Below are 26,958 nucleotides of genomic sequence, written 5' to 3'. Positions count from 1 at the left end.
TTACGCGCAGGCGGGCGGCTGCGGCGCGAGCCATGCGTCGAACGGCGCCAGCTCGCCGATGTTGAACAGCTCGAGCAGCAGCGCACGCAGCCAGCGATGGCCGGGGTCGGCGTCGAAGCGCCGGTGCCAGTATGCGTTGACGGCCCATTCGCCGGCGCCGGCGATCTCGTACAGCGCGCACGGCTGCCGCGCCGCGAACGTGATCGCGATCGTCTCCGGCAGGATCAGCGCATAGTCGCCGTCCTGCAGCAGCGCGGGCACCACCATGAAATCGGGCAGCGCCGCGCGCACGCGCGGCATCAGTCCGTGCCGTTCCAGCAACTGCATCGATTGCGGATGCGACGTGACCGCGACGAAGCGCAGCGTATCGGGCGCTTCGCCATCGAGCACGTAGTCGTCGGGCAGCGCGACGCGCCGCGCGGTGCGGCGCGGCATCAGCAGCACGCAGCGCTCGTGCAGCAGCGCGGTGCGCTGGAAGTGGCTCGACGCATCGGCGAAATGCCCGAGCGCGAAGTCGATGCGCCCCGATTCGAGTGCGACGTTGAGCTGGCATTCGTCGACGTGCAGCGTCTCGATCACGGCGCCCGGCGCACGCCGGTCGAACGCGGCGAGCAGCGTCGGCAGGAACGCGCTCGCCGCGAAATCGCTCATGTGCAGGCGGAACACGCGCTGCGTGCTGTCGGGCGTGAAGCGCGAGCCTTCGTCGAGCACGTCCTGCAGGATCGCGAGCGCCTTGTCGACCGACAAGGCGAGCCGCTGCGCGCGCGGCGTCGGCTCGACGCCGGTGCCGGTGCGCACGAACAGCGCGTCGCGGAACATCAGCCGCAGCCGGCCGAGCGCGTGGCTGACGGACGGCTGCGTGACGCCGAGCCGCAGCGCCGCACGGCCGACGTGCCGCTCCTCGTAGACCGCGCGAAACGTCTTCAGCAAGTTGAGATCGAGATCCTGCACGCGCAGTTCGGACGGGTCGTTGTCGTGCGGTGCGGATTCGGCGCGGGCCGGGGCCGCCGGGCGGCCGGTTGCGGCGTGCGTCATCGGGGTTGCCTCGCGGTGACGGAAGGCGCGTGGCCGTAACGCCGCGCATACGCCTTCGCGAAATGGCCGAAGCCATGGATGCCGTGTGCGATCAGCACGTCGGTCACGCTGCGCGCGTCGCCGCATTGCAGCGCCGCGTGCACGGCGGCGAGCCGGCATTCGCGCACGTACGCGGCCGGCGTGGTGTGCAGGAACGCGCGGAACGCGTGCTGCAGCGTGCGCGGCGCCACGCCCGCGACCGCCGCGAGCGTGGCGAGTGTGAGCGGTTCGCCCAAGTGCGCGTCGACGTGAGCGCATGCGCGACGCACGTGGGCCGGTAGCGGCGGTTTGCCGCGCGCGAGCGCATCGCTGTACGAATGCGGCAGGTGGGTGAGCAGCAGCGACATCAGCCATGCGGTGAGGTCGGCGCCGAAGGTCGTCGCGGCCGTACCGATGTCCGGCTGCGCGCCGAGCCGGCACAGGTATTCGAAAGTCGGCAGCAGGCGCGTGGCGCCCGTGCCGGCGCCGCCGGCCGCGAGATCGAACTGCAGCGGCCGCGCGAGCGTGGCCTGCAGCATGTCCTGCAGCTTGCGTTCGAGCGCGCCGCGTTCGAGCCGCAGCACGAGGTTGCGGCAATCGGGGCTCGTGCTCAGCCGGCTGGTGAGCGCGGGCGACGACACGGTCAGCTCGCCGGGGCCGGCGCGCGCGACGACGTTGCCGGCCTGCAACTCGCATGCGCCGGCAAGCGTCAGCCTGAACAGGAAATGATCGGCATCGCCGCCGAAATCGATGTGCGTCTCGCGGCCGTAGCAGAGTTCGAGCAGCGCGCCGTGATGCAGCGGCACTTCGTACAGCTCCGCATGAAACGGATCGCGGTTGCGTGCAGCCATCCGGTGCGGCCCGAGCCGGTGTGCGACCGCGCGTTCGACTTCGTCGGGTGCGCGCAGCGTGCCGAGCCGGTTCGGCGCATGGCGGGAAAGGGCGATATCCATTCACGGACCTCGTAGCGGATGCGGGGGCGCGGCGGCGTGCGCACCGCCGCGATTGCGTTGCGCGAACGGGCGCGCCGTTGCGCGTTTTGAAGCGACGCGGCCGGGGCGGCCGCGTAGTCTCGGAGACACTCAATCACCGGGAGAAAACGATGAAGGCATGTGTACTGGGCGGCGGCCACGGCTGCCATGCGGCGGCGATCGACCTGCTCGAGAAGGGCCACGACGTGACGTGGTGGCGGCGCGACCGCGAGCCGCATGCGCGGCTGCGTGAGCTCGGCGTGCTGAACGTGACCGACTATCGCGGCAAGCGCGCGGTGCCGCTCGGCGATGCACCGGGGGCGATCCGCCTGACCGACGATCTCGCAGCGGCAGTGCGCGGTGCGCAGCTTGTCGTGGTGCCGCTGCCTTCCACGTCGCACGACGCACTCGCCGCGCAAGTCGCGCCTTTTCTGGAGGACGGCCAGGTCGTGTTCCTGCCGCCCGGCACGTTCGGCAGCTTCGTGTTCGCACGGGCGGCGGCCGATGCCGGCAACCGTTCGCGCGTCGCATTCGCCGAGACGGGCACGCTGCCGTACCTGGTGCGCAAGCATGGCGACAACGACGTCGTGATCAGCGCCTACGCGACGCGTTTGCCGACCGGTGTCTTTCCGGCGAATGCGGCAGGCTGGGCGTTCGGCGTGCTGCGTGCGGGTTATCCGTCGGTCGAGCCGGTCGAGGATGCGTTGTCCGGTGCGCTGATGAACGCGGGGCCCGTGATCCATCCGCCGCTGATCCTGATGAACGCCGGGCCGCTCGAACACTTCGACGCGTGGGACATCCACAACGAAGGCACGCAGCCATCGATCCGTCGCGTGACGAACGCGCTGGATGCCGAACGCATCGCGGTGCGCGAAGCGCTCGGTTACCACGCACCGCATTTCCCGCTCGCGGACCACTATGCGACCGAAGGCGACGAATGGATGTACGGGCGCGGCGCGCACGGCAAGCTGACCGATAGCGGCGATTGGCGCGAGAAGATCGATTTGCGCTCCCATCGCTACATGCTCGAGGACACCCGGCTCGGGCTGTCGTTCATCGTGTCGTGCGGGCGCTGGGCCGGCGTGCAGACACCGGTCGCGCAGGGGCTGCTGAGCATCGCGAGCGCGGTCGCGGTGCGTGACCTGTATGCGGAAGGGCGCACGCTGGAGCGGCTCGGGATCGCGGCGCTGTCGAAGGACGCGATGCGTGCGCTGCTCGACGCTGGAATCGCGGGAGCGGCGGCATGAGCGCGGCCGCCGAGGTGACGCGCGTGCACGTGCTCGGCGCGGGGCGCATGGGGCAGGGGATTGCGCTCGTGTTCGCGTTCGCGGGCCTCGACGTGACGCTGATCGACTTCAAGCGGCGCGATGCGGCTGGCTGGCGAGCCTTCGACAATCGCACGCGCGACGAGATCGCAAGGCCGCTGCACGCGCAGGTCGCGCTCGGCCGCATCGATGCCGCGCAGGCCGATGCGGTCGTCGCGCGCATCGCGATCGTTGCTCGGGAGGGCGCTGCGCAAGCCGTGCGCGATGCGGACGTCGTGTTCGAGGCACTCCCCGAAGTGCTCGATGCGAAGGCCGATGCGTTGCGCTGGCTCGGCGAGCATGTCGATGCGCGTGCAACGATTGCGTCGACCACATCGACGTTCGTCGTCACCGAATTGCAGCGCCATGTCGCGCGCCCGGAGCGGATGCTGAATGCGCACTGGCTGAATCCCGCGCTGCTGATGCCGCTCGTCGAGATCAGCCGCAGCGACGCAACCGCCCAGTCGGTGGTCGATGCGCTCGCCGCGCTGCTCGAACGCGTCGGCAAGAAGCCGGTGATCTGCGGGCCTGCACCGGGCTACATCGTGCCGCGCATCCAGGCGCTCGCGATGAACGAGGCCGCGCGGATGGTCGAGGAAGGGGTGGCCAGCGCCGAGGATATCGACACGGCTATCCGCACGGGCTTCGGCCCGCGCTTTGCGGTGCTCGGGCTGCTCGAATTCATCGACTGGGGCGGCTGCGACATCCTGTATTACGCGTCGAAATATCTGGCCGGCGAGATCGGCCCGCGCTTCGCGCCGGCCGCGAGCGTCGTGCGCAACATGGACGCCGGGCGCGATGGTGTGCGCACGGGGGCCGGCTTCCACGACTATGCCGACGTGGACGTGCCTGCGTACATGCGGCAGCGGCTCGGCGAATTCGCGCGGTTGCTCGATCACCTGGGACTGGCGCCGGTGTTCGACGGCGGGCGGCGCAACCGGGGCGCATAGCTCGGACGTCGCGGCCGCGTGCGCGTGCGGCGCCACGCAAGCGCGCACGCGGCATCGTGAACCGGTGAGCCGTTCACTAGCCGGCCAGGGCGCGGGCCCCTTGCTCATGCCGTCTCACCGCGCGCGCCGGCGGCCGGTGCGGCCCGTGTCTCGCGCATCACGCACAGCGTCGCGACGGTCACGAGGCCGAGCGCAACGAGGAACAGCGACACGGGCCACGACGCCTGATAGCGCGCGAGCAGCGCAGTCGCGATCAGCGGCGACATCCCGCCCGCGAAGATCGACGCGACTTCATGCCCGAGCGCGACGCCGGAGTAACGCACCTCGGTGCTGAACAGTTCGCCGACGAGCGCGGGCAGCGTGCCGATCATCGCGCCGTGGCTCACCGCCGTGCCGACCGTGAGCGCGAGCCACACGAGCGGCGTCGCGCGCGTGTCGAGCAGCCAGAAGAACGGGAACGCGCACGCGACGAGGCTCAGCCCGCCGATCAGGTACACGGGCTTGCGGCCGATCCGGTCGGACAGCCGGCCCCACGCGAGCATCGCGCCCATCTCGACGATCATCGCGATCATCACGCCGGTCAGCATCGTGCCGTTCGGGATGCCGACGTACTTGCCGTAGACGAGCGAGAACGCGAGGAAGATGTAGGCGCCGCCGTTCTCCGCCACGCGCAGCCCCATCGCGAGGAGGATTTCCTTCGGATGGCGGCGGATGCATTCGACGATCGGCAGGTGAGTGTGCGCGCCGCGCTTGCCGGCCTGTTCGAAGTCGCGGCTTTCCGGCAGATGGCGGCGGATATAGATGCCGATCGCGAAGATCGCGATGCTCGCGAGGAACGGCAGCCGCCAGCCCCACGTGCGGAACGCGTCGTCCGGCAGCGCCTGCGCGGCGAGAAACGCGGCCGACGACAGCACGAAGCCGCCGCCCACGCCGAGCTGGCTCCACGCGGCGTAGTAGCCGCGTTGTTCCGGCGGCGCGTTCTCGCTGATCATCAGCACGCCGCCGCCCCATTCGCCGCCGGACGCGATGCCTTGCAGCAGGCGCAGCACGACGAGCGCGGCCGGCGCCCACATGCCGACCTGCGCATAGGTCGGCAGCAGGCCGATCGCGAAGGTCGACGCACCCATGATCAGCAGCGTCCACACGAGCGACGCCTTGCGCCCGTAGCGATCGCCGACGTGGCCGAACACGATCCCGCCGAGCGGTCGCGCGACGAAGCCGAGCGCGAAGGCCGCAAACGCGGCGAGGCTGCCGGCCAGCGGCGATGCGCCGGGCGGAAAGAACACATGGCCGAACACGAGCGCGGCGGCCGTGCCGTACACGAAAAAGTCATACCATTCCATCGCGTTGCCGGCGACGGAGGCGATGACGATCCGGCGCAGTTGCCGGTCGGCGAGCGGCCGGGCGGCGCTCGGGGATTGCACGGTGTCGGTCGGGACCATGGCGGACTCTGAAGGGGGCGGGCGCGTGCCGTCTTTTGCAGCCCTGCGGGCTAGTGTTGTCGGCCCCGCCGGCCCCGGTCAAATCCGCAGAAAAAGGGGCGTGTCATCACTCCCGCAAATGATGGTCGCGGCGTGCGCGGCCGTGTCCGCTGGCGCGCCGCTTGCCGCTCGATCCGGCGCGACGTTCGTCACGCTCGCCGTGCTCGTGGCGGAGATGGCCGGCAGGGTAGCCGGCATGGGCGCGGCAGGCGGATCATCGAAACCCGAATACGGCGGTCGCGGCGCGTCAATCGCACCGGCGCTCGATCCGCGGCATCAGCGACGGTAGATGAACTCCAGATCGGTCGCTTCACCGACCTTGAATTCGTACGTGCCGACACGCTCGAACCCGGCCTTCTCGTAGAAGGCGATGGCCTTCGCGTTGCCGGACCACACGCCAAGCCATACCGGTCCGGGGCGCTCCGTTGCCAGATAGCCCAGTGCGGCGTCGAACAGGGCGCGCCCGGCGCCGGTCCCTTGCGTCCCTCGCCGAAGGTAGATCTGATGGATCTCCCCCGAACCGTCCGTCACTTCCGGGTGAGGAAGCTTGCACGGCCCCGCGTGCGCATACCCCACCAGCTGGCCGTCGTCGCTTTCGGCGACCCACGTGCGGCACTGGGGATCGTTGAGCTGGCCCGTGATCGTTTCCACCGAGTAGGTTCGGGCCTCGTAAGCGGCCAGATCGTGTGGCGGGTAGTCGATGCCGAATCCGTCATGCAGGAAGGTTTCGCGAAACGTGTCGCGCTTCAATTCGGCAAGCGGGATGGCATCGGACGGCGTTGCAACGCGGATCAGCATGGGGGACGGCTCGGTTCGTGGGTCGGGCAGACAGTTTATCCCGGGTGACAAGAGGCTTGCGAGCGCCTGGATGGCCGGCGTGCGCGGCGTGTGACGGGCTGTTGCGCTTGACCTGATCCCCCGCACCGCAATCATGCCGATGCCGATGGTTGACCGCCGACGGACATGCTAGGATTTCCGGCAAACAACCTCGGAGACTGCCATGCCGTTCATCTGCGAAAACGTTGAATGCCGCGCCGTGCTGGCTCGCGGGCAGGTCAGGCCCCGTCAGGAGGACGTGGGGTGGTGCTTCTACTGCCCGGACTGCAACACTAGGAACGAGTTGATGCATGTCGACATGGTCGGCGGCGCCATCGAGCTGATTCAGCCGGAGCGAGCGAGCCCTCCACACAAGGTGGTTGCAACGGCCCGACCGCTGGAAGATGGCAGGTACGCGGCGCAGTTGAGCGTTCAGCGGGCGCTCACCGTGAAGGGAACGTATGCGGCTGAAGAACACTGGGATCAGCTCGGTGTATTCGGCGACGCGCAAGAGGCCGTCGAGCACGCGAGGTCGTTCGCAACCGACCTGTTGCAGCGAGCGGCATAGTCGATTTTATTCGGTCAACGAAGAAGAGGCGTCGCGCATTCATGCGTGACGCCTCTTGGTGTTATCCGTTCGTGTCCGTCAGTTGCGGATATCGAACGAGAAATACTTCTTCGAGATTCGCTGGTACACCCCCGTCCTGGATCAGGCTCGCAAGCGCCTGGTTGATCGACGTGCACAGCGTGTCGTCATCCTTGCGCACGCCGATCGCCGAACCCACGCCGAGCGTCTTCGGGTCATGCAGCGGCGGCCCCGCGAATTCGAAGTTCGCCCCCCTCCGCGGTTTTCAGGCGGCCGGCGCCCGCAGTTCACGCGCCTGCTCGCGGGCCGCGACGAGCGCCCGGATGCGCTCACGATCAGCCGGCGTCGCAGGCGTGAAGATCACGAGGCTCAGGTCGGGGCGGCCCGTGACAGAGAACGCCGAATATTCGAGCGCGATCCGGCCGGCTTGCGGATGGCGGATTTCCTTCGTGCCTTCGTCGTGCGTGCGGATAGCGTGGTCGCGCCACATCGTGTCGAATTCGGCGCTCGTCGCGCGCATCTCGTCGATGAATGCCTGCACGGCCCGCGTTGCGCCGCCGCGCGCGATATCCGCGCGAAACGCGCCCACCGCGAAGCGCGCGACGCGTTCCCAGTTCGGCTGCGCGTCGCGCACGCCGTCGTCGATGAAGATCAGCCGCAGGATGTTGCGCGCAGGCGGCGGCAGCGTCGCATAGTCGATCAGCGTCGCGGCTGCCGCGGCGTTCCACGCAACGACGTCCCAGGTGGCCGTGCGCACGATCGCGGGGCTCGCATCGAGCGAATCGAGCACGTGCTGCAGGCGCGGCGTCACGTTGGCCGGTGCGTGATAGCGCACCTCGGGCGGATGGCCGACGCCGATCAGGAACAGGTGTTCGCGTTCGGCGTCGTTCAGCAGCAGCGCGCGGGCGAGCCGGTCGAGCACGTCGGCCGACGGCGCACCGCCGCGCCCCTGTTCGAGCCACGTGTACCACGCGGTGCTCACGTGCGCGCGCTGCGCGACTTCCTCGCGCCGCAGGCCCGGCGTGCGGCGGCGCGTGGCCGGCAGCCCGAGCGCGGCCGGGTCGAGTTTCTCGCGGCGGTCCCGCAGGTACGCGCCGAGCAGGTTGTCGGGGGCGTCGGCCATCACATCCTGTTAGTTCGTTTACCGGTAAACCGTCACGGCTTCACCGCGAGCGGCCATCGGCAGATAGTAAGCCTCCATTTCATCCGGAGGTGCTGAACATGCGTGTCTTTGTTACGGGAGCGTCGGGGTTCGTCGGCTCGGCCGTCGTCGCGGAACTCGTGGCCGCTGGCCACTCTGTGCTGGGTCTCGCGCGGTCCGATGCGGCCGCGGCGGCGGTGGCCGCCGCCGGCGCCGACGTCCATCGCGGGTCGCTGGAGGATCTCGACAGCCTGACCCGGGGCGCCGAGGCCGCCGATGCGGTGATCCACACGGGATTCAATCACGACTTCTCGCGTTTCGCGCAGAACTGCGAGCTCGACCGTCATGCGATCGAGACGATCGGCGCGGTGCTCGCGGGTTCGGCGCGGCCGCTGGTCGTCACGTCGGGCCTCGCGCTCGTCGCGCCCGGCCGCGCGGCGACGGAGGACGATCCGCACGTGCCGGTATCGGCGAATTATCCGCGTGCGTCCGAGGCGACCGCGGTCGCGCTCGAAGCGCGCGGCGTGCACGCGTCGGTCGTCCGCCTGCCGCCGTCCGTGCACGGCGACGGCGATCACGGTTTCGTGCCGCGCCTGATTGCGTTCGCGCGGGAGAAAGGGGTATCGGCCTATCTCGGCGACGGCGGCAACCGCTGGCCGGGCGTGCACCGGCTCGATGCGGCGCGCGTCTATCGGCTCGCGATCGAACGCGGCGCGGCCGGCGCGCGCTATCACGCGGTCGACGATACCGGCGTGCGGTTCCGGGACATCGCGGAAGTGATCGGCCGGCGGCTGAACGTGCCGGTCGTCGCGAAAACGGCGGCGGAAGCCGGCGACCACTTCGGCTGGTTCGCGATGTTCGCGGGATTGGATGCGCCGGCAACGAGCGAGCGCACGCGTGCATTGCTCGACTGGGCGCCGACGCAGCCGGGGCTGCTGGCCGATATCGACCGGCCGCGGTATTTCGAAAGCTGAGCGGGCGGCGGGCGTGCCGTCGTTTTCAAACGGCGGCCGTCCGTCAGGCCGCGCGTCATTCGACCGGATGCAGATCCTGCAGCAGCGTCGGCACGAGCTCCGACACGGTCGGGTGGATGTGCATCGCGCGGCTGATCGTCGTGTACGGCGCGCCGGCGGCCATCACGTCGAGCATCCCGTGCACGACTTCATCGCCCGTCACGCCGAGGATCGACGCGCCGAGGATCGCGTGGCTGTCCGCGTCGACGATCACCTTCATGAAACCCTGGCTCTCGCCTTTTTCCACTGCCCGGCCGACACGCGTCATCGGGCGTGTGCCGACGAGCAGCCGGCGGCCCGTCTGCTTCGCTTCCGCGAGCGTCATGCCGACGCGGCCGAGCGGCGGATCGATATACATCGCGTACGCCGTGATGCGGTCGGACACCTTGCGCGGATCGCCGTCGAGCAGGTTGGCCGCGACGATCTCGTAGTCGTTGTACGCGGTGTGCGTGAACGCGCCGCGGCCGTTGCAGTCGCCGAGCGCCCAGATGCCGGGCACGTTCGTGCGCAACTGCTCGTCGACCTCGATATAGCCGCGCGCGTCGGTCGCGACGCCCGCCCGGTCGAGCCCGAGATCGTCGGTGTTCGGCACGCGTCCGACCGCAAGCAGCAGGTGCGAGCCCGCGACCTCGCGGCCGCCGCCCGCGCAGTCGAGGCCGATCGCGATGCCGTTGCCGTCGCGCCGTGCGCTCAGGCAGGTCGCCTCGAGCTGCACGTCGATGCCTTCGTTGGCGAGAATCTCGCGCACGGCCTGCGACACGTCCTCGTCCTCGCGGCGGATCAGGCGCGGGCCCTTCTCGACGATCGTGACTTTCGACCCGAAGCGGCGGTACATCTGGCCGAATTCGAGCCCGACATAGCTGCCGCCGACGATCACGAGATGGTCGGGCAGGAAGTCGACGTCCATCATCGTCGAGTTGGTCAGGTACGGCACCGTGTCGAGGCCCGGCATGGCCGGGATCTGCGCGCGCCCGCCGACGTTGATGAAGATGCGCTGCGCTTCGAGCACGTCGTCGCCCACGCGCACCGCATCGGCGCGCTCGAATCGGGCGTGACCCTGAAACACGGTCGTGTTCGCGAGGCCGCGCACCCATTGCTCGACGCCGTGATTGGAGCGGCCGGAGATCTGGTCCTTGCGCGCTTTCACGGCTTTCATGTCGACCGTGACGGGGCCGCCGACCGACACGCCGTATTCGCCTGCGCGCCGCGCGAGGTGCGCGGCATACGCGCTTGCGATCAGCGTCTTGGTCGGGATGCAGCCGGTGTTCACGCAGGTGCCGCCGAAGCGGCCGCGCTCGATGATCGCGACTTTCATGCCGGCGGCGGACAGTCGCGCGGCGAGTGGCGGCCCGGCCTGCCCGGTGCCGATGACGATCGCGTCGAAGTGTTGCGTCATGACGTCCTCCTGTGCGGGTGCAGCGAGGGAGCGCGTGCGGGCGAGCCGCGTGCGTGGCCGGCGCGCGGCCGTGCGACGGCGAGCGCTTATGGTAGCCCTGTTGGCGTGCGCTCGCGAGTGCGGGCGGGGCGGGAGAAGCGAGGCGTGACCGGGTCAGTCCTTGCGTTGCCACTGACTGAACGACACCGGCCGGTGCGCGTCGGCGCGCGTGACGGTGACGTGATCGGGCTGGTCGTCGAGCGGAAACGATTCGGTGACGATCTGGTTCGAAAATAGCCACCCGTGCGTATGCGGGTCATAGCGGAACGTCACGTAGTCGCTCCAGTGCTGCCCGCACGCGACGAAGTTCTGCACGGTGAAATAGCGGCCTTTTACGGCAACGCCGCTGTCGGCGGCATCTTCGGGATCGAACGGGTCGCACTGGCCGCCTTCGTCCGCGCGCAGCACGACCTGGTCGTTGCGCGCGACGAGCCGGAACGCGTGATCCGGTTGCTCCTCGAAGATCAGCAGCGGCCGCGGCGACGGCTGCTCGCGCGTATCGACCGCCCGATGCACGACGACGAGGAAGCTGTGCCGCCTGTTGTCGAGATCCGGCCCGGCATGCGCGAGCAGCGGCTGGTAGCCGGGCGGCAACTGCGCGGCGATCGACTGGGGCAGGTCGCCGGCGCGGGCGCCGAGCGACAGCGCGGCGAGCAGCGGGAGGAGCACGAAGGGCAGGCGGGAAATGCGCATGACGGGGTGTCCGGTCGAAAGGAGGTAAGCGCTGCCGATGGCGTGGCGGCTACAGGTCCCGCCCGAGAAACTCGGTGCCCGGCACCGGATTGAACGCGACGGGCGGCGCGGGCGTGAAGCCGAGCGACGCATACAGTTTCCTGGCCGCGACGAACTCCGGCAGCACGTCGAGGCACATGCGCGCATAGCCGGCCGCCTTCGCATCGCGCAGCAGCCGTTCAACGAGCTGGCGGCCGACGTTCAGCCCGCGCGCTTCCGGGCGCACGTAGACGCGCTTCATCTCGCACGTCGTGTCGTCGATCTCGCGAAACGCCGCGCAGCCCACCGCGCGCTCGCCTTGCCATGCGAGCAGCAGCTGCCCGCGCGGCGCCGCGTACTTGCCGGGCAGCGCGGCGATCTCGGGCGCGTGGTCCTGGAATTCGAGGCTGACGGTCGGGCTGGCGATGTACTCGCGGAAGATCGCCTCGACGACGCGGGCGTCGTCGGGATAGCGGGCGGGGCGGATCTCGATCATGAGGGGCGCGAATGACGGGAAACAGGGCCAGCATAGCAGCGCAGGGCCGCTTTCGGCCATCCGCGAAGCGTGCCAGAATCGACGCTTCGGCCGTCGGAAACGACCCGCGGGCGCCGGCGATTCGGCGTCGCTCACCAAGGAGACTTCGATGACTGCATCGGCTGCCGTACTCGCCATCCTGGCTGCGCTGTTTCTCGGCGCGATGATTCCGGGCCCGAGCTTCGTCCTGGTCGCGCGCAATTCGATCGGGCTGTCGCGCCGCGACGGGCTGGCGACCGCGCTCGGCATGGGCATCGGCGGCATTGTGTTCGGCGGGGTCGCGCTGGCCGGGCTCTATACGCTGCTGCAGGCCGTCGAATGGTTGTACGTGGGCCTCAAGCTGGCGGGCGGCGCGTACCTGATCTACATGGCGTCGAAGATCTGGCGCGGCGCCGGCCGGCCGATCGCGATGGACGATCCGCAGGCCATCGCCGGCGGCAGCGCGCGCAAGTCGTTCTGGACGGGCCTCACGACCCAGCTCAGCAACCCTAAGACGGCGATCTGGTACGGCAGCATCTTCGCGGCGCTGCTCCCGCAGCATCCGCCGCTGTGGTGCTATCTGGCGCTGCCGCCGCTCGTGTTCGGCGTTGAGTTCGGCTGGTACACGATCGTCGCGCTGTGCTTTTCCACCCGCCGGCCGCGCGAACTCTACCTGCGCGCGAAGAAGTGGGTCGACCGCGTTGCCGCCGGCGCGATCACGCTGCTCGGGCTGCGATTGATCTTGAATGCACCGAAAGCGGGCATCTGAGCGCTTCCATTCCCGATCTGCATCGCACGGCGGCCGGTCATTCCCTTGGCTGGCCGCCGGCGCGCACCGCGCGAACGCGCATCGGCATCAGGCTTCGCTGAACCGCGCCAGCAGCGCCGCGAACCGCGTGTCGTCCGGAAATTCCTTCACTTCATACCGCACCGGCTGTTGTCGTGGTGGGTCGGTGGCGCCCGGTTTCGGCGGCGCAACCCGCGGCCGGCACGCGTGGCTCGCCGGGTGCTGTGGTGGTAGCGCAGCGCGGCAGGTATCGTCGGACGATATTCGCAACCGGCAGGCGACACGGCAGCGGGCAAGGGCGAGGGCAAGGGCAAGGGCAAGGGCAAGGGCAAGGGCAAGGGCAAGGGCAAGGGCAAGGGCAAGGGCAAGGGCAAGGGCAAGGGCAAGGGCAAGGGCGCGGCGGGACCGTCGCCGCAGCAGCCCCCAGTCGCCCGCCAAGCCTTGCGCGGCGGGCGTTCGCGTGTGCCGCGTGCCGCGCCGAACGGCGCCGCTTCCCCGATTCTGGCGGCCGACGTCCCGCCGACGTGTAAACTGCTGCCTTTTTTGACGGTTTGCAGCATGGTGCAAGCACCTTCGCGCCCGGCGCTGAGCGGCCCGGCGCTCGTCCGGCTGCTCGCGCGCCTGGCTGATGCCGACGTCGTGGAATCCCGGCAGACGCTGTCCGACCGGCTGAGCCAGTGGCTCGGCTGGACCGACGCGATCACGCTGTCGTCCGCGCTGAACGCGAGCCCGCCCGGCGTCGCGGCCGGCGTGCGCGGCTACGACGCGGAGCGCGATTGCGCACGTGTGCGCCACGAGCTCGCGCAGGCGATCACGGCTACCAACCGGCCGCGAGCGCGGCGCCGGCCCGGCGATCCGCCGCCGCCGGCCGCCGACACGGCCGATTTCGCGGATTTCCGCCAGCGTTATCTGTCCCTGCAGCAGGACATGGAAACGGCGATCGGCCAGTTGCGCGGCCGCCTGCGGGTCGCGGTCGCCGCGCGCTCGGCCGGGATGGCGCGGCTCGCGACGCTCGACGCGATCATGGAGCGCGTGCTCGGCGCGCGCGAGCGCAGCCTGCTGTCGGCCATCCCCGCGCTGCTCGGCACGCGTTTCGGGCGGCTGCGCGACGCGGAGCGGCAGGCGCAGGCCGACGCCGAATCCGCGGCCGCAGCCACGGCCGCCGCGGCCGACGGTGGCGAGGTGGTGGCCGAGGGTGCGGCCGTCGCGGCGATCGTGCCCGGCGCATGGCTCGATACGTTTCGCGACGAGATGCAAGGCATCCTGCTTGCCGAACTCGAAGTCCGGTTTCAAACGGTAGACGGGCTGCTCGCGGCCCTTCGCACCAGCTAATCAACACGCTATGTCCAGAATTCGCCTTGATCTCGTTGTCTTCGTCGCCGGTCTGCTCGCTGTGGGCTGGATCGGCGTCGGCTATGTCGCGTCGAACCCGCTGGCGTCGGCCGTCACGCTGCTGATCGCCGCGTGCTACGTCGCCGGCGCATGGGAACTGCTGCGCTACCGGCAGGCCACCGCCACGCTGTCGCGCGCGGTCGCCGGCCTGACCGAGCCGCCCGCGAAGCTCGACGCTTGGCTCGACACGCTGCACCCGGGCCTGCGCGGCGCCGTGCGCGCGCGGGTCGAAGGCGCGCGCGTCGCGCTGCCGGGCCCGTCGCTCACGCCTTACCTCGTCGGGCTGCTCGTGCTGCTCGGCATGCTCGGCACGCTGCTCGGGATGGTCGTCACGCTGAAGGGCACCGGCGCCGCGCTCGAAAGCGCGACCGATCTCGACGCGATCCGCGCGTCGTTGATCGCGCCGGTGAAGGGCCTCGGGTTCGCGTTCGGCACGTCGATCGCCGGCGTCGCGACGTCGGCGATGCTCGGGCTGCTGTCCGCGCTCGTGCGCCGCGAGCGGATCGATGCGGCTCAGCAGCTCGACGCGAAGATCGCGACGACGTTGCGCGTGCATTCTTCCGCGCACCAGCGCGACGAATCGTTCCGGCTGCTGCAGCGCCAGGCCGACGTGATGCCGGCGCTGGTCGACCGGTTGCAGGCGATGATGACGACGCTCGAGGCGCGCAGCGTCGCGCTGCACGATCGCCAGATCGAAAGCCAGCAGGCGTTTTTCGACCGGACCGAGCGCGCGTATGCGGGCCTCGCGTCGAATGTCGGCGATGCGCTGAAGGAAAGCGCCGCCGAAAGCGCGCGCGTGGCCGGCGCCGCGCTGCAGCCGGTCGTCGCCGCGACGATGACGGGGCTCGCGCAGGAGATGGCCGCGCTGCGCGACACCGTGACGGGCGCCGTGCAGCGTCAGCTCGACGGGCTGACGGACGGCTTCGAGAAGACCACCGGCAACGTGACGGCCGTCTGGAACCGCGCGCTCGACGAACAGCGTCGCGCGGGCGACGCCGTCGCGCAGCAGCTGCAAACGACGCTCGGCCAGTTCACCGACACGTTCGCGCTGCGTTCGACGGACCTGCTCGACGGCGTGGCGACGCGCCTCGAATCGACGGAAAGCCGCCTGTCGGACGCATGGCGCGACGCGCTGTCGCGCCAGGAACAGGTCGGCGAGACGCTGGCCGCGCAGCATGCGCGCGCGCTGGGCGAGGCCGCCGCGACGTTCGAACGCCATTCGGGCGCGACGCTCGCCGCGATGCGCGAGTCGCACGCGGGGCTGCAGACCGACCTGGCGGCGCGCGACGAACAGCGTCTTGCCGCGTGGAACGATTCGCTGGCCGCGATGGCCGCGAAGCTCGGCGACGAATGGCAGCGCGCGGGCGTGCACAGTGCCGGCCGTCAGCAGGAAATCTGCGACGCGCTCGCACAAACGACGCGTGACCTCGCGATGCAGGCGTCGACGTTCGAACAACGCTCGAACGAACTGCTGTCGACGATTCGCGATTCGCACACGGGGCTGCAGACGCAACTGGCTGCGCGTGACGAAGCACGCCTGTCGGCCTGGAACGCCTCGCTGGCCGAGATGGCCGCGAAGCTCGGCGACGAATGGCAGCGCGCGGGCGTGCACAGCGCGGGCCGCCAGCAGGAAATCTGCGACGCGCTTGCACAAACGACGCGCGATCTGACCACGCAGGCGTCGACGTTCGAACAGCGCTCGAACGAACTGCTGTCGACGATCCGCGATTCGCACACGGGCCTGCAGACGCAACTGGCGGCGCGTGACGAAGAACGCCTCACCGCATGGAACGAGTCGCTGGCCGTGATGGCCGCGAAGCTCGGCGAAGAATGGCAGCGCGCAGGCGTGCACAGCGCGGGCCGCCAGCAGGAAATCTGCGACGCACTCGCACAAACGACGCGTGACCTCGCCACGCAGGCGTCGACGTTCGAACAACGCTCGACCGAACTGCTGTCGACGATCCGCGATTCGCACACGGGGCTGCAGACGCAACTGGCGGCGCGCGACGAACAGCGTCTTGCCGCGTGGAACGATTCGCTGGCCGCGATGGCCGCGAAGCTCGGCGACGAATGGCAACGCGCGGGCGTGCACAGCGCGGGCCGTCAGCAGGAAATCTGCGACGCGCTCGCACAAACGACGCGTGACCTCGCCACGCAGGCGTCGACGTTCGAACAACGCTCGACCGAACTGCTGTCGACGATTCGCGATTCGCATGCCGGCCTGCAGACGCAACTCGCCGCGCGCGACGAAGCACGCCTCGCCGCATGGAACGACTCGCTCGCCGCGATGGCGGCCGCGCTGCGCGACGAATGGGCGCAAACGAGCGCGCAGGCCGCGGCGCGCCAGCAGGACATCTGCGACACGCTGGCCCGCACCGCGAACGACATCACCGCACAGGCGCAGGTGCATGCGAGCGACACGATCAACGAGATCGCGCGCCTCGTGCAGGCTGCATCGGAGGCGCCGAAGGCCGCGGCCGACGTCGTCGCCGAGCTGCGCCAGCGCCTGTCCGACAGCCTGGTGCACGATACCGCGATGCTCGAGGAGCGCAGCCGCCTGCTCGCGACGCTCGAAACGCTGCTCGGCGCGGTCAACCACGCGTCGACCGAACAGCGCACCGCGATCGACGCGCTCGTCAGCACGTCGGCCGACCTGCTCGACCGCGTCGGCGCGCGCTTCAACGACACCGTCGATGCCGAGACGCGCAAGCTCGACTCGGTGGCCGCACAGGTCACGGCAGGCGCTGTCGAGGTCGCGAGCCTCGGCGACGCGTTCGGGATGGCCGTGCAGGTATTCGGCGAGTCGAACGACAAGCTGCTGACCCATCTGCAACGCATCGAGGCCGCGCTCGAGAAATCGCTCGCGCGCAGCGACGAGCAGCTCGAGTATTACGTCGCGCAGGCGCGCGAGGTGATCGACCTGAGCATGATGTCGCAGAAGCAGATCGTCGAAGACCTGCAGCAGCTCGCCGGCCGGCGGGCGAGCGTCGGAGCGTAACGCATGCATGACGAAATCGACGGCGGCGCGTCCTCCGCGCCGGTGTGGCCCGCGTTCGCCGACCTGATGTCGGTGCTGCTCGGCGCGTTCGTGCTGATCCTCGTCGGCGTGATCGGCATGCAGCTTCAGCTCACGTCGAAGCTCGAGGAAGCCGTGCGCGCGCGGCAGCTCGAAGCGCAGCAGCGCAAGTCGCTCGAGCAGGCGCTCGCCGGGCCGCTCGCGGCCGGCCGCGTGACGTTCGTGAACGGCCGCATCGGCATCAGCGGCAACGTGCTGTTTGCGCTGAACTCGGACCAGTTGCAGCCCGCGGGCCGCGACCTGCTGAAGACGCTGGCCGCGCCGCTGGGCGCTTACCTGAAGACGCGCGACGAGATCCTGATGGTCAGCGGCTTCGCCGATGACCAGCAGGTGCATGCGGGCAACCGCCTGTTCGCGGACAACTGGGAGCTGTCGGCCAAGCGCGCGTTGACGGTCACGCGTGCGCTGATCGACGCCGGCGTACCGGCGTCGTCGGTGTTCGCGGCCGCGTTCGGCTCCGAGCAGCCGGTCAGCTCGAATGCGGACGACGAAGGCCGCGCGAAGAACCGCCGCGTGGAGATCGCGCCGGTGCCGCGCAAGTCCGCGTCGAACGGAGGGAAGGCGCAGTGACCGGCGACGCGACGCACGTCCGAGCGATGCTCGACGCATGGCGCGAGCAGGGCGCCGACCGGCTCGATCCGGTGCGCTTTCACCGGATCGACGCGCTCGAACGGCGTGCGGCCGCGCTCGAAGGCGACGCACGCGCGTTGCTCGACGCGCGTCTGGCGACGTTGCTCGAAGGCTTCGCGGAAGTTGTCGCGCGCGCCGGTGAAACGGCAGCCGCGAGCGGCGCGGCGGATGCGCCCGCGCGCGGCGCGCTGGCGGAACTCGTCGAGCGGCTCGCGCGCGATGCGCAGGCCGACCGGCGCGGGCTCGATCCCGAGCTGGTCGACTACTTCCGCTCGATGTGGTCGAAAGTCCGCACGGAACAGCAGTACCGTCAGTCGCTCGACCAGGTGCCGCGCAACGCGGGGCCACTCAATTCGAACAGTCTCGTGCACCGGTCGCTCGCGACGATGCGCGAATTGTCGCCGGCTTATCTGCAGCAGTTCCTGTCGTATGTCGACGCGCTCGCGTGGCTCGAGGATCTCGCTGGCGGCGGCGCGCAGCCCGAGAAGGAAGCGCCGCGCGCGAAGGCGGTGAAGAAGGTCGTGCGGAGCAAGAGCCGCTAGCGCGACTTCGTGGGGCGGCGGTCCGGACTCGCTACATCGACACCAGGCCCGATGTCGTCGCGTTCCGATACCGGGCCGCGCTGATGAACTTCGAAAAGCGCTCGCACCAGATCACGACCGACGTGTACTGCGCGGGGTTCACGTCGGCGGGAAGCGGCACGATGAAGTTGCCGAATGTCTTCAGGTCGGCCACGCGCGCGGTGCGCGCCTTGATCGCGAGGAACGACGCGCGGGTATCGACGAATTCCGGCACGAGATAGATCCTGTAATCCGGCCCCGGCGCGATGTCGCCTTCGAAGGCGATCGACGAGTCGGTGATGGTCAGCTTGCCGTCGGCCCAGTGCAGCAGGTCACTGCCCGGCAGGTCGCGTTCGAAACGGCCGGTATGACGTTCGTTTTCGGCGGCCACCTGCAGTTCGACGGCGCTTGCGCCTTCCGGTGCCGTCAGGATCGGAAGGACGTAGATGCCTGCCGCGAATGCCACGAGCCCCGTCGCGAAATGCGACGCGATCAGTATCCAGATTCTGGTTTTCATGTGTCGGACCCCATGAGCGGAAACAGAGGGTGGCGCAGGGCCACGACCCTGTAGTCGCGCGGGCCGGCAAAATCTGACACCCGGCCGGCATTCATTTGCGCATGCCGTATCCACAGGGCAGGGCGCCCGGCAGCCGCATGGCGGCACGATGTCGAAAATTTTCCGCCGGCGCGTGTCATCTTTGCGCTCGCGGGGCGACTCACTCTCCGTCGACAACGTCGTCGACGCTCAGGAGAGATCAGATGAACAAGCTTGCCCTGTATGTTCTCGCGACCGTTGCCGCGACTGCTTCCATTTCCATGTCCATTTCCGCATGGGCCGCGCCGGAGTCCACGGTGACGCGCGCGGACGTCACGGCCGAACTGGCCGCCGTGCGCGCGGCCGGCTACCGTCAGACCGGCGAAGACCCGCACTATCCGGCACGCCTCGCCGAAGCGCTGGCGAAGATCGGTTCGACTGGCCCGTCGACGGCCGATACGAGCGGATACGGGACGATGTCGCCGGCCGCGAGCGAATCGGGCTCGATTGCCCGCGAACTGCCGATCTATCGTGGACGATGAGCCGGCCCGGACATGACGCCTGTCGACGGGCGTCGTGTCCAGTCATTCCGGACTGCGATGTGTTTTCGGGTGCATGACGTCAGCGTGACGGATCGCCTTGCGCAACTGCCGCACGCAGCGCGTGCAACGCATCAACCAGCGCCGATGCGAACGGCGGATGCGTGGCGATGCCCGCCGCGTCGAGTTGACTGCCGAGCACCGGCAGCGTGATCGACGCGCGTTCGACGATGTGCGCCGACATCACCGCCAGCGTTTCCCGCAGCGCCGCGTCCGCATGTGTCGCGCGCGGCGACGCATTCAGCACCGCGACCGGCTTGCACACGAACGCTTCGCATCCCACGACCCAGTCCAGCGCGTTCTTCATGACGCCCGTCACGCCGTGTGCGTATTCCGGGCTCGCGATCAGCACGCCGTCGGCCGCGTTCAGGCGCTCGATCAGGTCGCGCACGGCGGCAGGCGACGGGCATTCGGTATCAGGATTGAACAGCGGAAATTCGCCGAGACGATCGAAGCGCACGATGCGCATGCCGCTCGGTGCGACGAGCGCGGCCGCATCGAGCAGCGCGGCGTTGTACGACTGCGCGCGGAGGCTGCCGCACAGCGCGACGATGTTGATGTGACGGGTGGGATCGGTAGCCATCGGTGAGTATTCGGGACGCGATGCGTGGAGCGGACGCATTATCGCACCGGCGCGTGATTGCCGCGGGATCCGATCGCAAGCGCCAGAATTGCGCCATCGATTCTGTCGGCCCTGGGCATCTTTTGAGGAATGGTTCGCTCATGAAGCGCTGGAGCTGTCTGGCAAGTGTTGCCGTCACGGTGCCGATGAGCGCTTGCGCCGGTCCTTCTTCCAACCATGACGAGGTCTTGCGCCCGCCCGGCGATCCGGACGTGCAGGCCGTTCTCGCGGAGATTGCACGGGCGTCGGGGCGCGCGTATTCCGGACTGTCCGGCGCGCACCCGTCTCTTGTAAAACGTGAAGAGCAGTCGTCACAATCGATGATTGGCAATGCCAACGGGATACGACAGCACCCGCTATCGAGGCGATCCCGTTGCCATGTCGGTCATCCCGGCCGCAAGCGCGAATGCTTCGAGGCTCCATCCCTTGCCCAGCATCAGCCGCCGCGTATGCAGCGCGCCGTGCACGTCGTCGGCGACGGTTTCGCCGAGATAACGCAGCGCCCGCTCGTCGATATCGACGAAGCCGTGCCGGTAGTCCTGCGCGAGCGCCGTCCACAAGCGCGCGGCGCCGACCGACTGGCGCGCGCCGCTGATCAGGCACAGGCCCGCGTCGAGCGCCCAGCGATACAGCGTCGTCGCGAGGCCCTTGCGCTGCGCTGAGCCGCGCAGCCGCGTATGCGGCGCGCGCAGGTAGCGGTCGGCACGGCGCGGGATTTCGGGCAGGCGGTTGAATACCGTATAGCCGGCGAGCTGACGCGCGGCCGGATCTTCGACATACAGGAAGTACTCGCCGTCCGCCTCGCGGTGGCGGACGATCAGGCCGGAGCGGCCGAGCGCGACGGCCGGCAGGCCGTGCAGGCGATGGCCTGGCTGGTGGAGACGCGCGTAGAGCGTGTCGAGTTCATCGTCGATGTCGTGCTGGGAATGCTGTACGTCGATACGCATGGCAAAGGTCGCCCGTCCCGGGCGGTCCGAGAAAGTGGTTCATCGCAGAAGGGGAAGGGAATGGTTGCGGCCCCCGGGCTCGGCGAAGCGAACCGGGGCCGCGAATCAGCTGGGGATGTGCTGGAAACCGGCGGCGATCGCGGCGAGGCCCGCGATGCAGAGTGCGAACAGGATCAGGACTTTGTGGATCACGTCTCTCTCCTCATGAATGCGCGGCGCCGAAGGGCGGCATCGCGGAGACGGTGAGCGGCGGGCACGGCCCGCGCGGCCGTCGTGCGGGACGACGGTCGAAGGTCCGGGCGGCAGCGCGCGGGTCGGGCGCCGTATCGCACGCGGACGGCCTGCACCATACGCGACGCGATCGGGTCGGGCAATCGGACTAGGGGAGAAAAGCGACGAATCCCGGGGATTCGGGGTGTTTCGCGACGATTGGTCGCAAGGGGGACGCACATTCGTCTTCGCGAGCAGGAAGTGCGTTCCGGCATCACAGGCGTGTTTTTGTTGCGTGTTCACGACAATGCAGTCGCTACATCGATTCGGCCGCGAAACGTCTCGCTCACACGCCCGCTGGTTGGCGAGATTGTCAATAAGGAGTGTGAACGATCAATTCGGGATAGGAGGAATGGAGAGGGCGGCCCTCCGGGATGAAGTGAGAAAACCCCGCGTTCGATTGACGCTGGCAAAGCGCTGATATGCCCGATTTCTGCTTGTTTGAACGGCTTCGTCATCAAGCGGTTGATGGGGTGCCGATCACGTGACGGCTACGGATATCGAATTATCTCAAATATCGGGGGTGTTTTTTAAAATCAATTCCAATTGTTAAATAGTGGCGTGGAATTGCGAGCCACTCTGGTCTGCACTCGACTCTGATGCGCGAGAAACCGAGGCGTACCTACCCGGAAAATCGATTGCGGCCATTCCGGAGCGACGCGACTTTATCAATTCCTGACAATGTACTGACAAATGTTTCGATATATTTCGGCGGGAGAGACCAATCAAGTTCGCTACGACCTGAGTGACGAAAAGGCGGAGAAATTCTGGCGCGTCGATCCCGGCATTGCCAACCTCTTCGTTACCTGTCGCGGCGTTCCAAACTTATTCACCTGGTGCGTCAAAGCGCGCCCGCCGTACCATGAACAAGAACCAATATCGTCTGGTATTCAGCCGCGTACGTGGCATGTTGATCGCGGTCGAAGAGACGGCCAGTTCGTCGGCGAACACAAGTCGTGGAGAAGCCGTCCGCGTTGCACAGCCGCCGCGCGTAGTGGTGAGGTTCGCACTGCGCCACGCGGCGTTTGCGGTGCTGCTTGCGGCGGGCGTGGCGCCACGCTGGGTGCAGGCACAGGTGGTGGGCGCAGGGGCGAATGCACCGTCGGTCGTGCAGACTGCGAACGGTTTGCCACAGGTCAATATCAACAAGCCTGGCGGAGCCGGTGTTTCGCTAAATACCTATTCCCAGTTCGATGTGCAGAAACCCGGTGTGATCGTAAACAACTCGCCGGTGATGACGAACACGCAGCAGGCCGGGTATATCAACGGCAACCCGAATTTTGGCGCACACGATGCGGCCAGAATCATCATCAATCAGGTCAACAGCAACAACCCTTCGCAATTGAGGGGGTATATCGAGATCGCCGGCCAGCGGGCCGAGATGATTATTTCGAACTCGTCTGGTCTGGTGGTCGATGGTGGCGGCTTCATCAACACGTCGCGCGCTATTCTCACGACCGGAACCCCCAATCTGAATGCGGATGGATCGCTGGCCGGTTTCAACACGACGCGCGGCCTCATTACGGTGCAAGGCGCCGGCCTGAATGCGAAGAACGTCGATCAGGTGGATCTGATTGCCCGGGCCGTTCAAACCAATGCGGCCATTTACGCGAACAATCTGAACGTGGTGGCCGGCGCGAATCAGGTCAATCACGACACGCTTCAGGCGACCCGAATTCAGGGTGAAGGCGCCGCGCCGGCCGTCGCAATCGATGTCGGTCAATTGGGCGGCATGTACAGCAACCGGATTTTCCTGGTCGGCACCGAGGGCGGTGTCGGGGTTCGGAACGCCGGCACGATCGCTGCCGACGCGATGGGCCTGACGCTGACGACGGCCGGACGGCTGGTACAGTCCGGCAAGGTGAGCTCGCTCGGCAACGTCGTGGTATCGGCCGCGGGCGGGGTCGAGAACAGCGGCACGACCTATGGCCAGCAGTCGGTTGTACTGAATACTGGTGCCGACGTAGTGAACTCCGGTACGCTCGCCGCACAGCACAACGTGGGCGTGAATGCCGGTTCGCTGGATTCAACCGGTACACTCGGCGCGGGCGTGAACGGCGACGGTGCCGTCACGCAAGCGGGGGACCTGCAACTTGCGACGACAGGCCAGATGAATGCGACCGGCAAGAACATTGCGGGTGGCAACCTGTCGGCGACGGGCCACGATGTGAATCTCGCCGGCAGCACGACGGCCGCGAACGGCAATCTGTCGCTGAACGCGACGGCCGGCGACGTGAACCTGTCGAACGCGACGACGAGCGCGCAAGGCGCCATTCAGGCGAACGCATCGGGCACCGTGATCAACGATCACGGCAGCCTGTCGAGCGGCGGCGGCACGACGCTGACCGGTGGCAATCTGTCGAACCAGAGTGGCAAGGTTTCATCGCAGGGGCCGCTGTCGGTCAACGTGGCTGGCCAGATCGCCAACCAGTCCGGCGAACTGGTATCCGAGAGCACGGCGGACGTGCGTGGCGGCGCCATCGCGAACAATCAAGGCACTCTCCAAAGCGCGGCCGGCATGACGGTGGCCGGCACGTCGCTGGACAACACGGCTGGGCGGATCACGTCGCTCAATGGCGACGGTTTGTCGGTGACGACGAGCGGCCAATTGACCAATGCGGCGGGGACCACCGCGAGCGGTGCGCAAGGCGGTGTCATCGGCGGCAACGGCGATGTGTCGGTCCAGGGCGCAAACGTTGTCAATCGCGGTGCGATCACTTCCAATACGAATCTTCGGGTATCGGGCCAGTCGGTCGACAACAGTAGCGGTACGCTGCAGGCTGCGCAAAAGGTTGCTGTCGATGCGGGCGCGCGCCTGATCAACAACGGCGGCTCGATCGTCGGTCAGACGGCCACGCTGACCGGCACGACCCTCGACAACAGCGCCGGCACCGTGCAGGCGAGCCAGATGTCGTTGACGGCGACCGACCTCGTGAACCACGGCGGTACGATTACGCAGACCGGCGCCGGGGCGATGAACGTGAACGTGTCGGGCACGCTCGACAACTCGAATGGCGGCACGCTGCAAACCAACAGTACCGACCTGACGCTCGCGCCGGCGTCGATCATCAACGACGGCGGCACGATCACGCATGCCGGCAACGGCACGCTGACGCTTGGCGGTGGTACGGGGTCGGTGTCGAACGTCAGTGGCGCGATTGCCAGCAACGGGCGCGTCGTCGCACAAACCAGCGCGCTGAACAATACGTCGGGCTCGATCAACGCGCAGAACGGACTGACGGCAACCGTCGCCGGCACGCTGAACAATGCGCGCGGCAAGCTGTTGTCGAACACGGATCTGGGCGTCACCAGCGATACGCTGGCGAATGACGGCGGCCAGATCGGTGCGGGCACGGACGCCACGATCCACACCGGTTCAATGACGAATCAGGGTGGGTCGATCGTCGGGCCGAACCTATCGGTCACCGCCGATTCGACGCTGGACAACAGCGGCGGCAAGCTCGAGGCCAATCAGCTTGCGCTGACCGCCGCCAACCTTGTGAACCACGGCGGCACGATCACGCAGTATGGATCGTCAGCGATGGGGATGAACGTCAGCGGCACGCTCGACAACTCGGCTGCCGGCGTGATCCAGACCAACAGCACGGACTTGACGCTCACGCCGGCCGAGCTGAACAACGCGGGCGGCACCATTACACACGCTGGTACGGGTGCTTTGACGATCGCACCGGGCAATGGAGCCAGCGCGTTGAACAATGCGTCGGGCACCATCGTGACGAAGGGACAAGCCATCGTCAACGCGGCGACCTGGAATAACGCCGGCGGTATTCTCGCGGCGCAGCGCGGCATCCACGCGACCATTGCCGGCGACGTGAACAACGCACAGGGCCTGTTGCGCTCGGATGCATCGCTGTCGTTGACGAACGGCGGCACGTTGTCCAACCGAGCCGGCCACATCCAGGCCGGGCAATCGACTGCGGGCGACACCAGCACGCTCGCCATTCAATCGGCCTCGATCGACAACGCGGACGGCGCCATCGTCGACCTCGGCGCGGGCAAGGTGACGGTGCAAGGCGGCAGCCAGATCATCAACAGCCACGCCGGCGGCGTATCGGGCATGGGGGCGATTACCGGCAACGGCGATGTGACGGTCAGCGCAGCGTCGATCAGCAACACGCAAGGCGGCCAGCTCAGCGGCGCATCGCTTCGTGTCCAGGGCAACACCTTGGACAACAGTGGCGGCACTATCGGCAACGTCACGAATTCGAACGGTGACGTGAACGTCACGATGACCGGCGCGATCACGAATACGGGCGGTCAGATCAGCTCGACGCACGACCTGTCGGTCGCGGCGGCCACGCTGCAAGGCGGCGGCACGTACAGCGCGACGCACGACGCGAACGTGAACCTCCAGGGCGATTACACGGCGGCGGCCGATACGCAGTTCAACGTCGGTCACGATCTTGCCTTCACGCTGCCCGGTACCTTCACGAACAACGCGAACCTGCAGTCGGTCACAACCTGAGCGTCAATGCGGGCAACATCGTCAACGTGGGCGCCCTGACGGCAGGCGGCCTGCTGCACACGCAGTCGACCAACCTGACCAATACGGGCGCGCTTGTGGGCGCGAGCGTGTCGCTCAACGCGACAAATACGATCTCGAACCTCGGCCCGGCCGCGCTGATCGGCGGTTCAGACAGCAACGGCACGCTCGAAATCCTCGCGCACGACATCGAAAACCGTGACGATACGACTGCAACCGATTCGATGGCGACGACCGCCATCTTCGGGATGGGCAAGGTCGTACTCGCAGGGGGCAAGGACGCGAGCGGCAACTACACGAACGCGGCGCTCGTCAACAACGTGTCGGCGCTGATTCAGTCGGGCGGCGACATGGAACTGCACGCGGACAAGGTGACGAGCACGCGCCGCGTGATGAAGACGTCCACCAGCCAGATCGATCCGGCATTGCTCGCGCAGTTCGGCATCAGCATGTCCGGATGCGTGGCGGTCCACATGGAGGCGTGCTCTGGTCGGGACGTGCCCTGGGTCGACCTGAGCAAGCCCGAAGTGCGTGAACTTTTTCTGGATTTCATAGGTGGGGTTCCGACCGATCCGCCTCATGGCGGGCAGTGGAACAGCGGCTACCAGAAGACGACGTACTACGCGGACAGCGCGACGGCGACGACCGTGACGGACATCAGCCCGGCCGCCCAGATCGTGTCGGGTGGCAAGATCGATGCGTCGTCGGTCGGCACGCTGCAAAACTACTGGAGCAACCTCGCCGCGGTCGGCGAAGTCAAGATGCCGACCCGTTACGACGCCGACGGCTGGGCGGCGTCCGGCCAGAAGCTGCCGGGCGTGTCGGTTTCCTACTCGGGCCAATATCACTACAACAACTACGACAACACGGAACACGACTGGCAATTGCCGTTCGGCAACGCGCCGTTCGTGACCGGTCGCCCGGGCGGTTACACGCAGGCGGCACCGGCCTCGATCAAGGATTACAAACTACCGAAATACGACTCGACGTTGAGTTCGAACGGCACGATTTCGGGCACGGGTGTCAGCGTCAACAACTCGGCGGGCAACGCCTCGATTCCG

Annotated in this window: 22 protein-coding genes and 1 pseudogene; 11 read left to right on the top strand and 12 right to left on the bottom strand. The window is 68.0% G+C overall.

Annotated features, from left to right (window positions below; genetic code table 11):
* Both HWX36_RS20600 and HWX36_RS20595 read right to left on the bottom strand, forming a co-directional pair.
* Window positions 1–1,035 carry a LysR family transcriptional regulator gene (locus tag HWX36_RS20600; protein WP_175954180.1) on the bottom strand — a complete coding sequence of 345 codons (1,035 nt, stop codon included), beginning with the start codon at window positions 1,033–1,035 and terminating at the stop codon, window positions 1–3.
* Window positions 1,032–2,006 (bottom strand): AraC family transcriptional regulator, encoded by a 975-nt coding sequence (locus HWX36_RS20595; RefSeq protein ID WP_175954178.1) that lies wholly within the window; start codon window positions 2,004–2,006, stop codon window positions 1,032–1,034. The genes HWX36_RS20600 and HWX36_RS20595 overlap by 4 nt, the downstream gene beginning before the upstream one ends.
* Window positions 2,007–2,155: 149 nt before the next feature.
* On the opposite strand from HWX36_RS20595, the gene HWX36_RS20590 reads away from it, so the two are divergent.
* Window positions 2,156–3,271, top strand: a complete 1,116-nt coding sequence (locus HWX36_RS20590; protein ID WP_175954176.1) for an NAD/NADP-dependent octopine/nopaline dehydrogenase family protein — start codon at window positions 2,156–2,158, stop codon at window positions 3,269–3,271.
* Window positions 3,268–4,278, top strand: coding sequence for a 3-hydroxybutyryl-CoA dehydrogenase (locus HWX36_RS20585; RefSeq protein ID WP_175954174.1), 1,011 nt, complete (start codon window positions 3,268–3,270; stop codon window positions 4,276–4,278). Before HWX36_RS20590 ends, HWX36_RS20585 begins: the two co-directional genes overlap by 4 nt.
* 104 nt (window positions 4,279–4,382) lie before the next feature.
* On the opposite strand, the gene HWX36_RS20580 is transcribed toward HWX36_RS20585, so the two are convergent.
* Window positions 4,383–5,720: an MFS transporter gene (locus HWX36_RS20580; RefSeq protein ID WP_175954172.1), complete on the bottom strand. Its 1,338-nt coding sequence runs from the start codon at window positions 5,718–5,720 to the stop codon at window positions 4,383–4,385.
* Window positions 5,721–6,035: 315 nt separating this feature from the next.
* Window positions 6,036–6,557 carry a GNAT family N-acetyltransferase gene (locus HWX36_RS20575; protein ID WP_175954170.1) on the bottom strand — a complete coding sequence of 174 codons (522 nt, stop codon included), beginning with the start codon at window positions 6,555–6,557 and terminating at the stop codon, window positions 6,036–6,038.
* A 202-nt stretch (window positions 6,558–6,759) separates the two neighbouring features.
* On the opposite strand from HWX36_RS20575, the gene HWX36_RS20570 reads away from it, so the two are divergent.
* Window positions 6,760–7,143: a hypothetical protein gene (locus tag HWX36_RS20570; protein ID WP_175954168.1), complete on the top strand. Its 384-nt coding sequence runs from the start codon at window positions 6,760–6,762 to the stop codon at window positions 7,141–7,143.
* A 61-nt stretch (window positions 7,144–7,204) separates the two neighbouring features.
* Here HWX36_RS20570 and HWX36_RS20565 read toward each other — a convergent pair whose 3' ends face one another.
* Entirely contained in the window at window positions 7,205–7,360 is a 156-nt protein-coding gene (locus HWX36_RS20565; RefSeq protein WP_244136474.1) for a hypothetical protein, read from the bottom strand.
* A 66-nt stretch (window positions 7,361–7,426) separates the two neighbouring features.
* A complete protein-coding gene (locus HWX36_RS20560) occupies window positions 7,427–8,284 on the bottom strand; it encodes a helix-turn-helix transcriptional regulator (protein ID WP_175954166.1) in 858 nt (285 codons plus the stop codon).
* Window positions 8,285–8,382: 98 nt separating this feature from the next.
* Between HWX36_RS20560 and HWX36_RS20555 the strand changes: the two genes are divergently transcribed.
* Entirely contained in the window at window positions 8,383–9,276 is an 894-nt protein-coding gene (locus tag HWX36_RS20555; RefSeq protein WP_175954164.1) for an SDR family oxidoreductase, read from the top strand.
* Window positions 9,277–9,331: 55 nt separating this feature from the next.
* Here HWX36_RS20555 and HWX36_RS20550 read toward each other — a convergent pair whose 3' ends face one another.
* From HWX36_RS20550 to HWX36_RS20540, 3 genes are all read right to left on the bottom strand, one after another.
* Window positions 9,332–10,711, bottom strand: coding sequence for an FAD-containing oxidoreductase (locus HWX36_RS20550; RefSeq protein WP_175954161.1), 1,380 nt, complete (start codon window positions 10,709–10,711; stop codon window positions 9,332–9,334).
* 153 nt (window positions 10,712–10,864) lie between these two features.
* Window positions 10,865–11,443 carry a hypothetical protein gene (locus HWX36_RS20545; RefSeq protein ID WP_175954159.1) on the bottom strand — a complete coding sequence of 193 codons (579 nt, stop codon included), beginning with the start codon at window positions 11,441–11,443 and terminating at the stop codon, window positions 10,865–10,867.
* A gap of 49 nt (window positions 11,444–11,492) precedes the next feature.
* On the bottom strand, window positions 11,493–11,957 hold the full coding sequence (locus HWX36_RS20540; RefSeq protein WP_175954157.1) for a GNAT family N-acetyltransferase: 465 nt from the start codon (window positions 11,955–11,957) through the stop codon (window positions 11,493–11,495).
* 148 nt (window positions 11,958–12,105) lie between these two features.
* Here HWX36_RS20540 and HWX36_RS20535 point away from each other — a divergent pair, with 148 nt between their 5' ends.
* The 5 genes from HWX36_RS20535 to HWX36_RS20515 all read left to right on the top strand — a co-directional run bounded on the left by HWX36_RS20535 (window position 12,106) and on the right by HWX36_RS20515 (window position 18,402).
* Window positions 12,106–12,744 (top strand): LysE family translocator, encoded by a 639-nt coding sequence (locus HWX36_RS20535; protein WP_175954155.1) that lies wholly within the window; start codon window positions 12,106–12,108, stop codon window positions 12,742–12,744.
* A 576-nt stretch (window positions 12,745–13,320) separates the two neighbouring features.
* Window positions 13,321–14,094 carry a DUF3348 domain-containing protein gene (locus HWX36_RS20530; protein WP_175954153.1) on the top strand — a complete coding sequence of 258 codons (774 nt, stop codon included), beginning with the start codon at window positions 13,321–13,323 and terminating at the stop codon, window positions 14,092–14,094.
* A gap of 10 nt (window positions 14,095–14,104) precedes the next feature.
* A complete protein-coding gene (locus HWX36_RS20525) occupies window positions 14,105–17,152 on the top strand; it encodes a DUF802 domain-containing protein (RefSeq protein WP_175954151.1) in 3,048 nt (1,015 codons plus the stop codon).
* A 3-nt stretch (window positions 17,153–17,155) separates the two neighbouring features.
* Window positions 17,156–17,800 carry an OmpA family protein gene (locus HWX36_RS20520; protein WP_175954149.1) on the top strand — a complete coding sequence of 215 codons (645 nt, stop codon included), beginning with the start codon at window positions 17,156–17,158 and terminating at the stop codon, window positions 17,798–17,800.
* Window positions 17,797–18,402, top strand: coding sequence for a DUF2894 domain-containing protein (locus HWX36_RS20515; RefSeq protein ID WP_175954147.1), 606 nt, complete (start codon window positions 17,797–17,799; stop codon window positions 18,400–18,402). Before HWX36_RS20520 ends, HWX36_RS20515 begins: the two co-directional genes overlap by 4 nt.
* A 31-nt stretch (window positions 18,403–18,433) precedes the next feature.
* Here the strand turns inward: HWX36_RS20515 and HWX36_RS20510 are convergent, their stop codons facing one another.
* The gene (locus HWX36_RS20510) at window positions 18,434–18,937 is read right to left on the bottom strand and encodes a DM13 domain-containing protein (RefSeq protein WP_175954145.1); all 504 of its coding nucleotides are present in this window, start codon (window positions 18,935–18,937) and stop codon (window positions 18,434–18,436) included.
* Between the two features lie 242 nt (window positions 18,938–19,179).
* Between HWX36_RS20510 and HWX36_RS20505 the strand changes: the two genes are divergently transcribed.
* Window positions 19,180–19,497, top strand: coding sequence for a DUF4148 domain-containing protein (locus HWX36_RS20505; protein WP_175954143.1), 318 nt, complete (start codon window positions 19,180–19,182; stop codon window positions 19,495–19,497).
* Window positions 19,498–19,576: 79 nt separating this feature from the next.
* Here the strand turns inward: HWX36_RS20505 and HWX36_RS20500 are convergent, their stop codons facing one another.
* Together HWX36_RS20500 and HWX36_RS20495 are read right to left on the bottom strand one after the other, a co-directional pair.
* On the bottom strand, window positions 19,577–20,137 hold the full coding sequence (locus HWX36_RS20500; RefSeq protein ID WP_175954141.1) for an NADPH-dependent FMN reductase: 561 nt from the start codon (window positions 20,135–20,137) through the stop codon (window positions 19,577–19,579).
* 395 nt (window positions 20,138–20,532) lie between these two features.
* On the bottom strand, window positions 20,533–21,123 hold the full coding sequence (locus tag HWX36_RS20495; protein ID WP_175954139.1) for a histone acetyltransferase: 591 nt from the start codon (window positions 21,121–21,123) through the stop codon (window positions 20,533–20,535).
* 1,132 nt (window positions 21,124–22,255) lie between these two features.
* On the opposite strand from HWX36_RS20495, the pseudogene bcpA reads away from it, so the two are divergent.
* Window positions 22,256–26,958 (top strand): annotated as a pseudogene (gene bcpA / locus HWX36_RS20490) (contact-dependent inhibition toxin BcpA); the annotation flags it as partial.

It is taken from the genome of Burkholderia sp. BCC0405 (assembly GCF_902833075.1).
GTDB lineage: Bacteria > Pseudomonadota > Gammaproteobacteria > Burkholderiales > Burkholderiaceae > Burkholderia.
The sequence above is the reverse complement of the archived record's forward strand: the minus strand, read 5'-3'. Positions and strand labels throughout refer to the sequence as shown.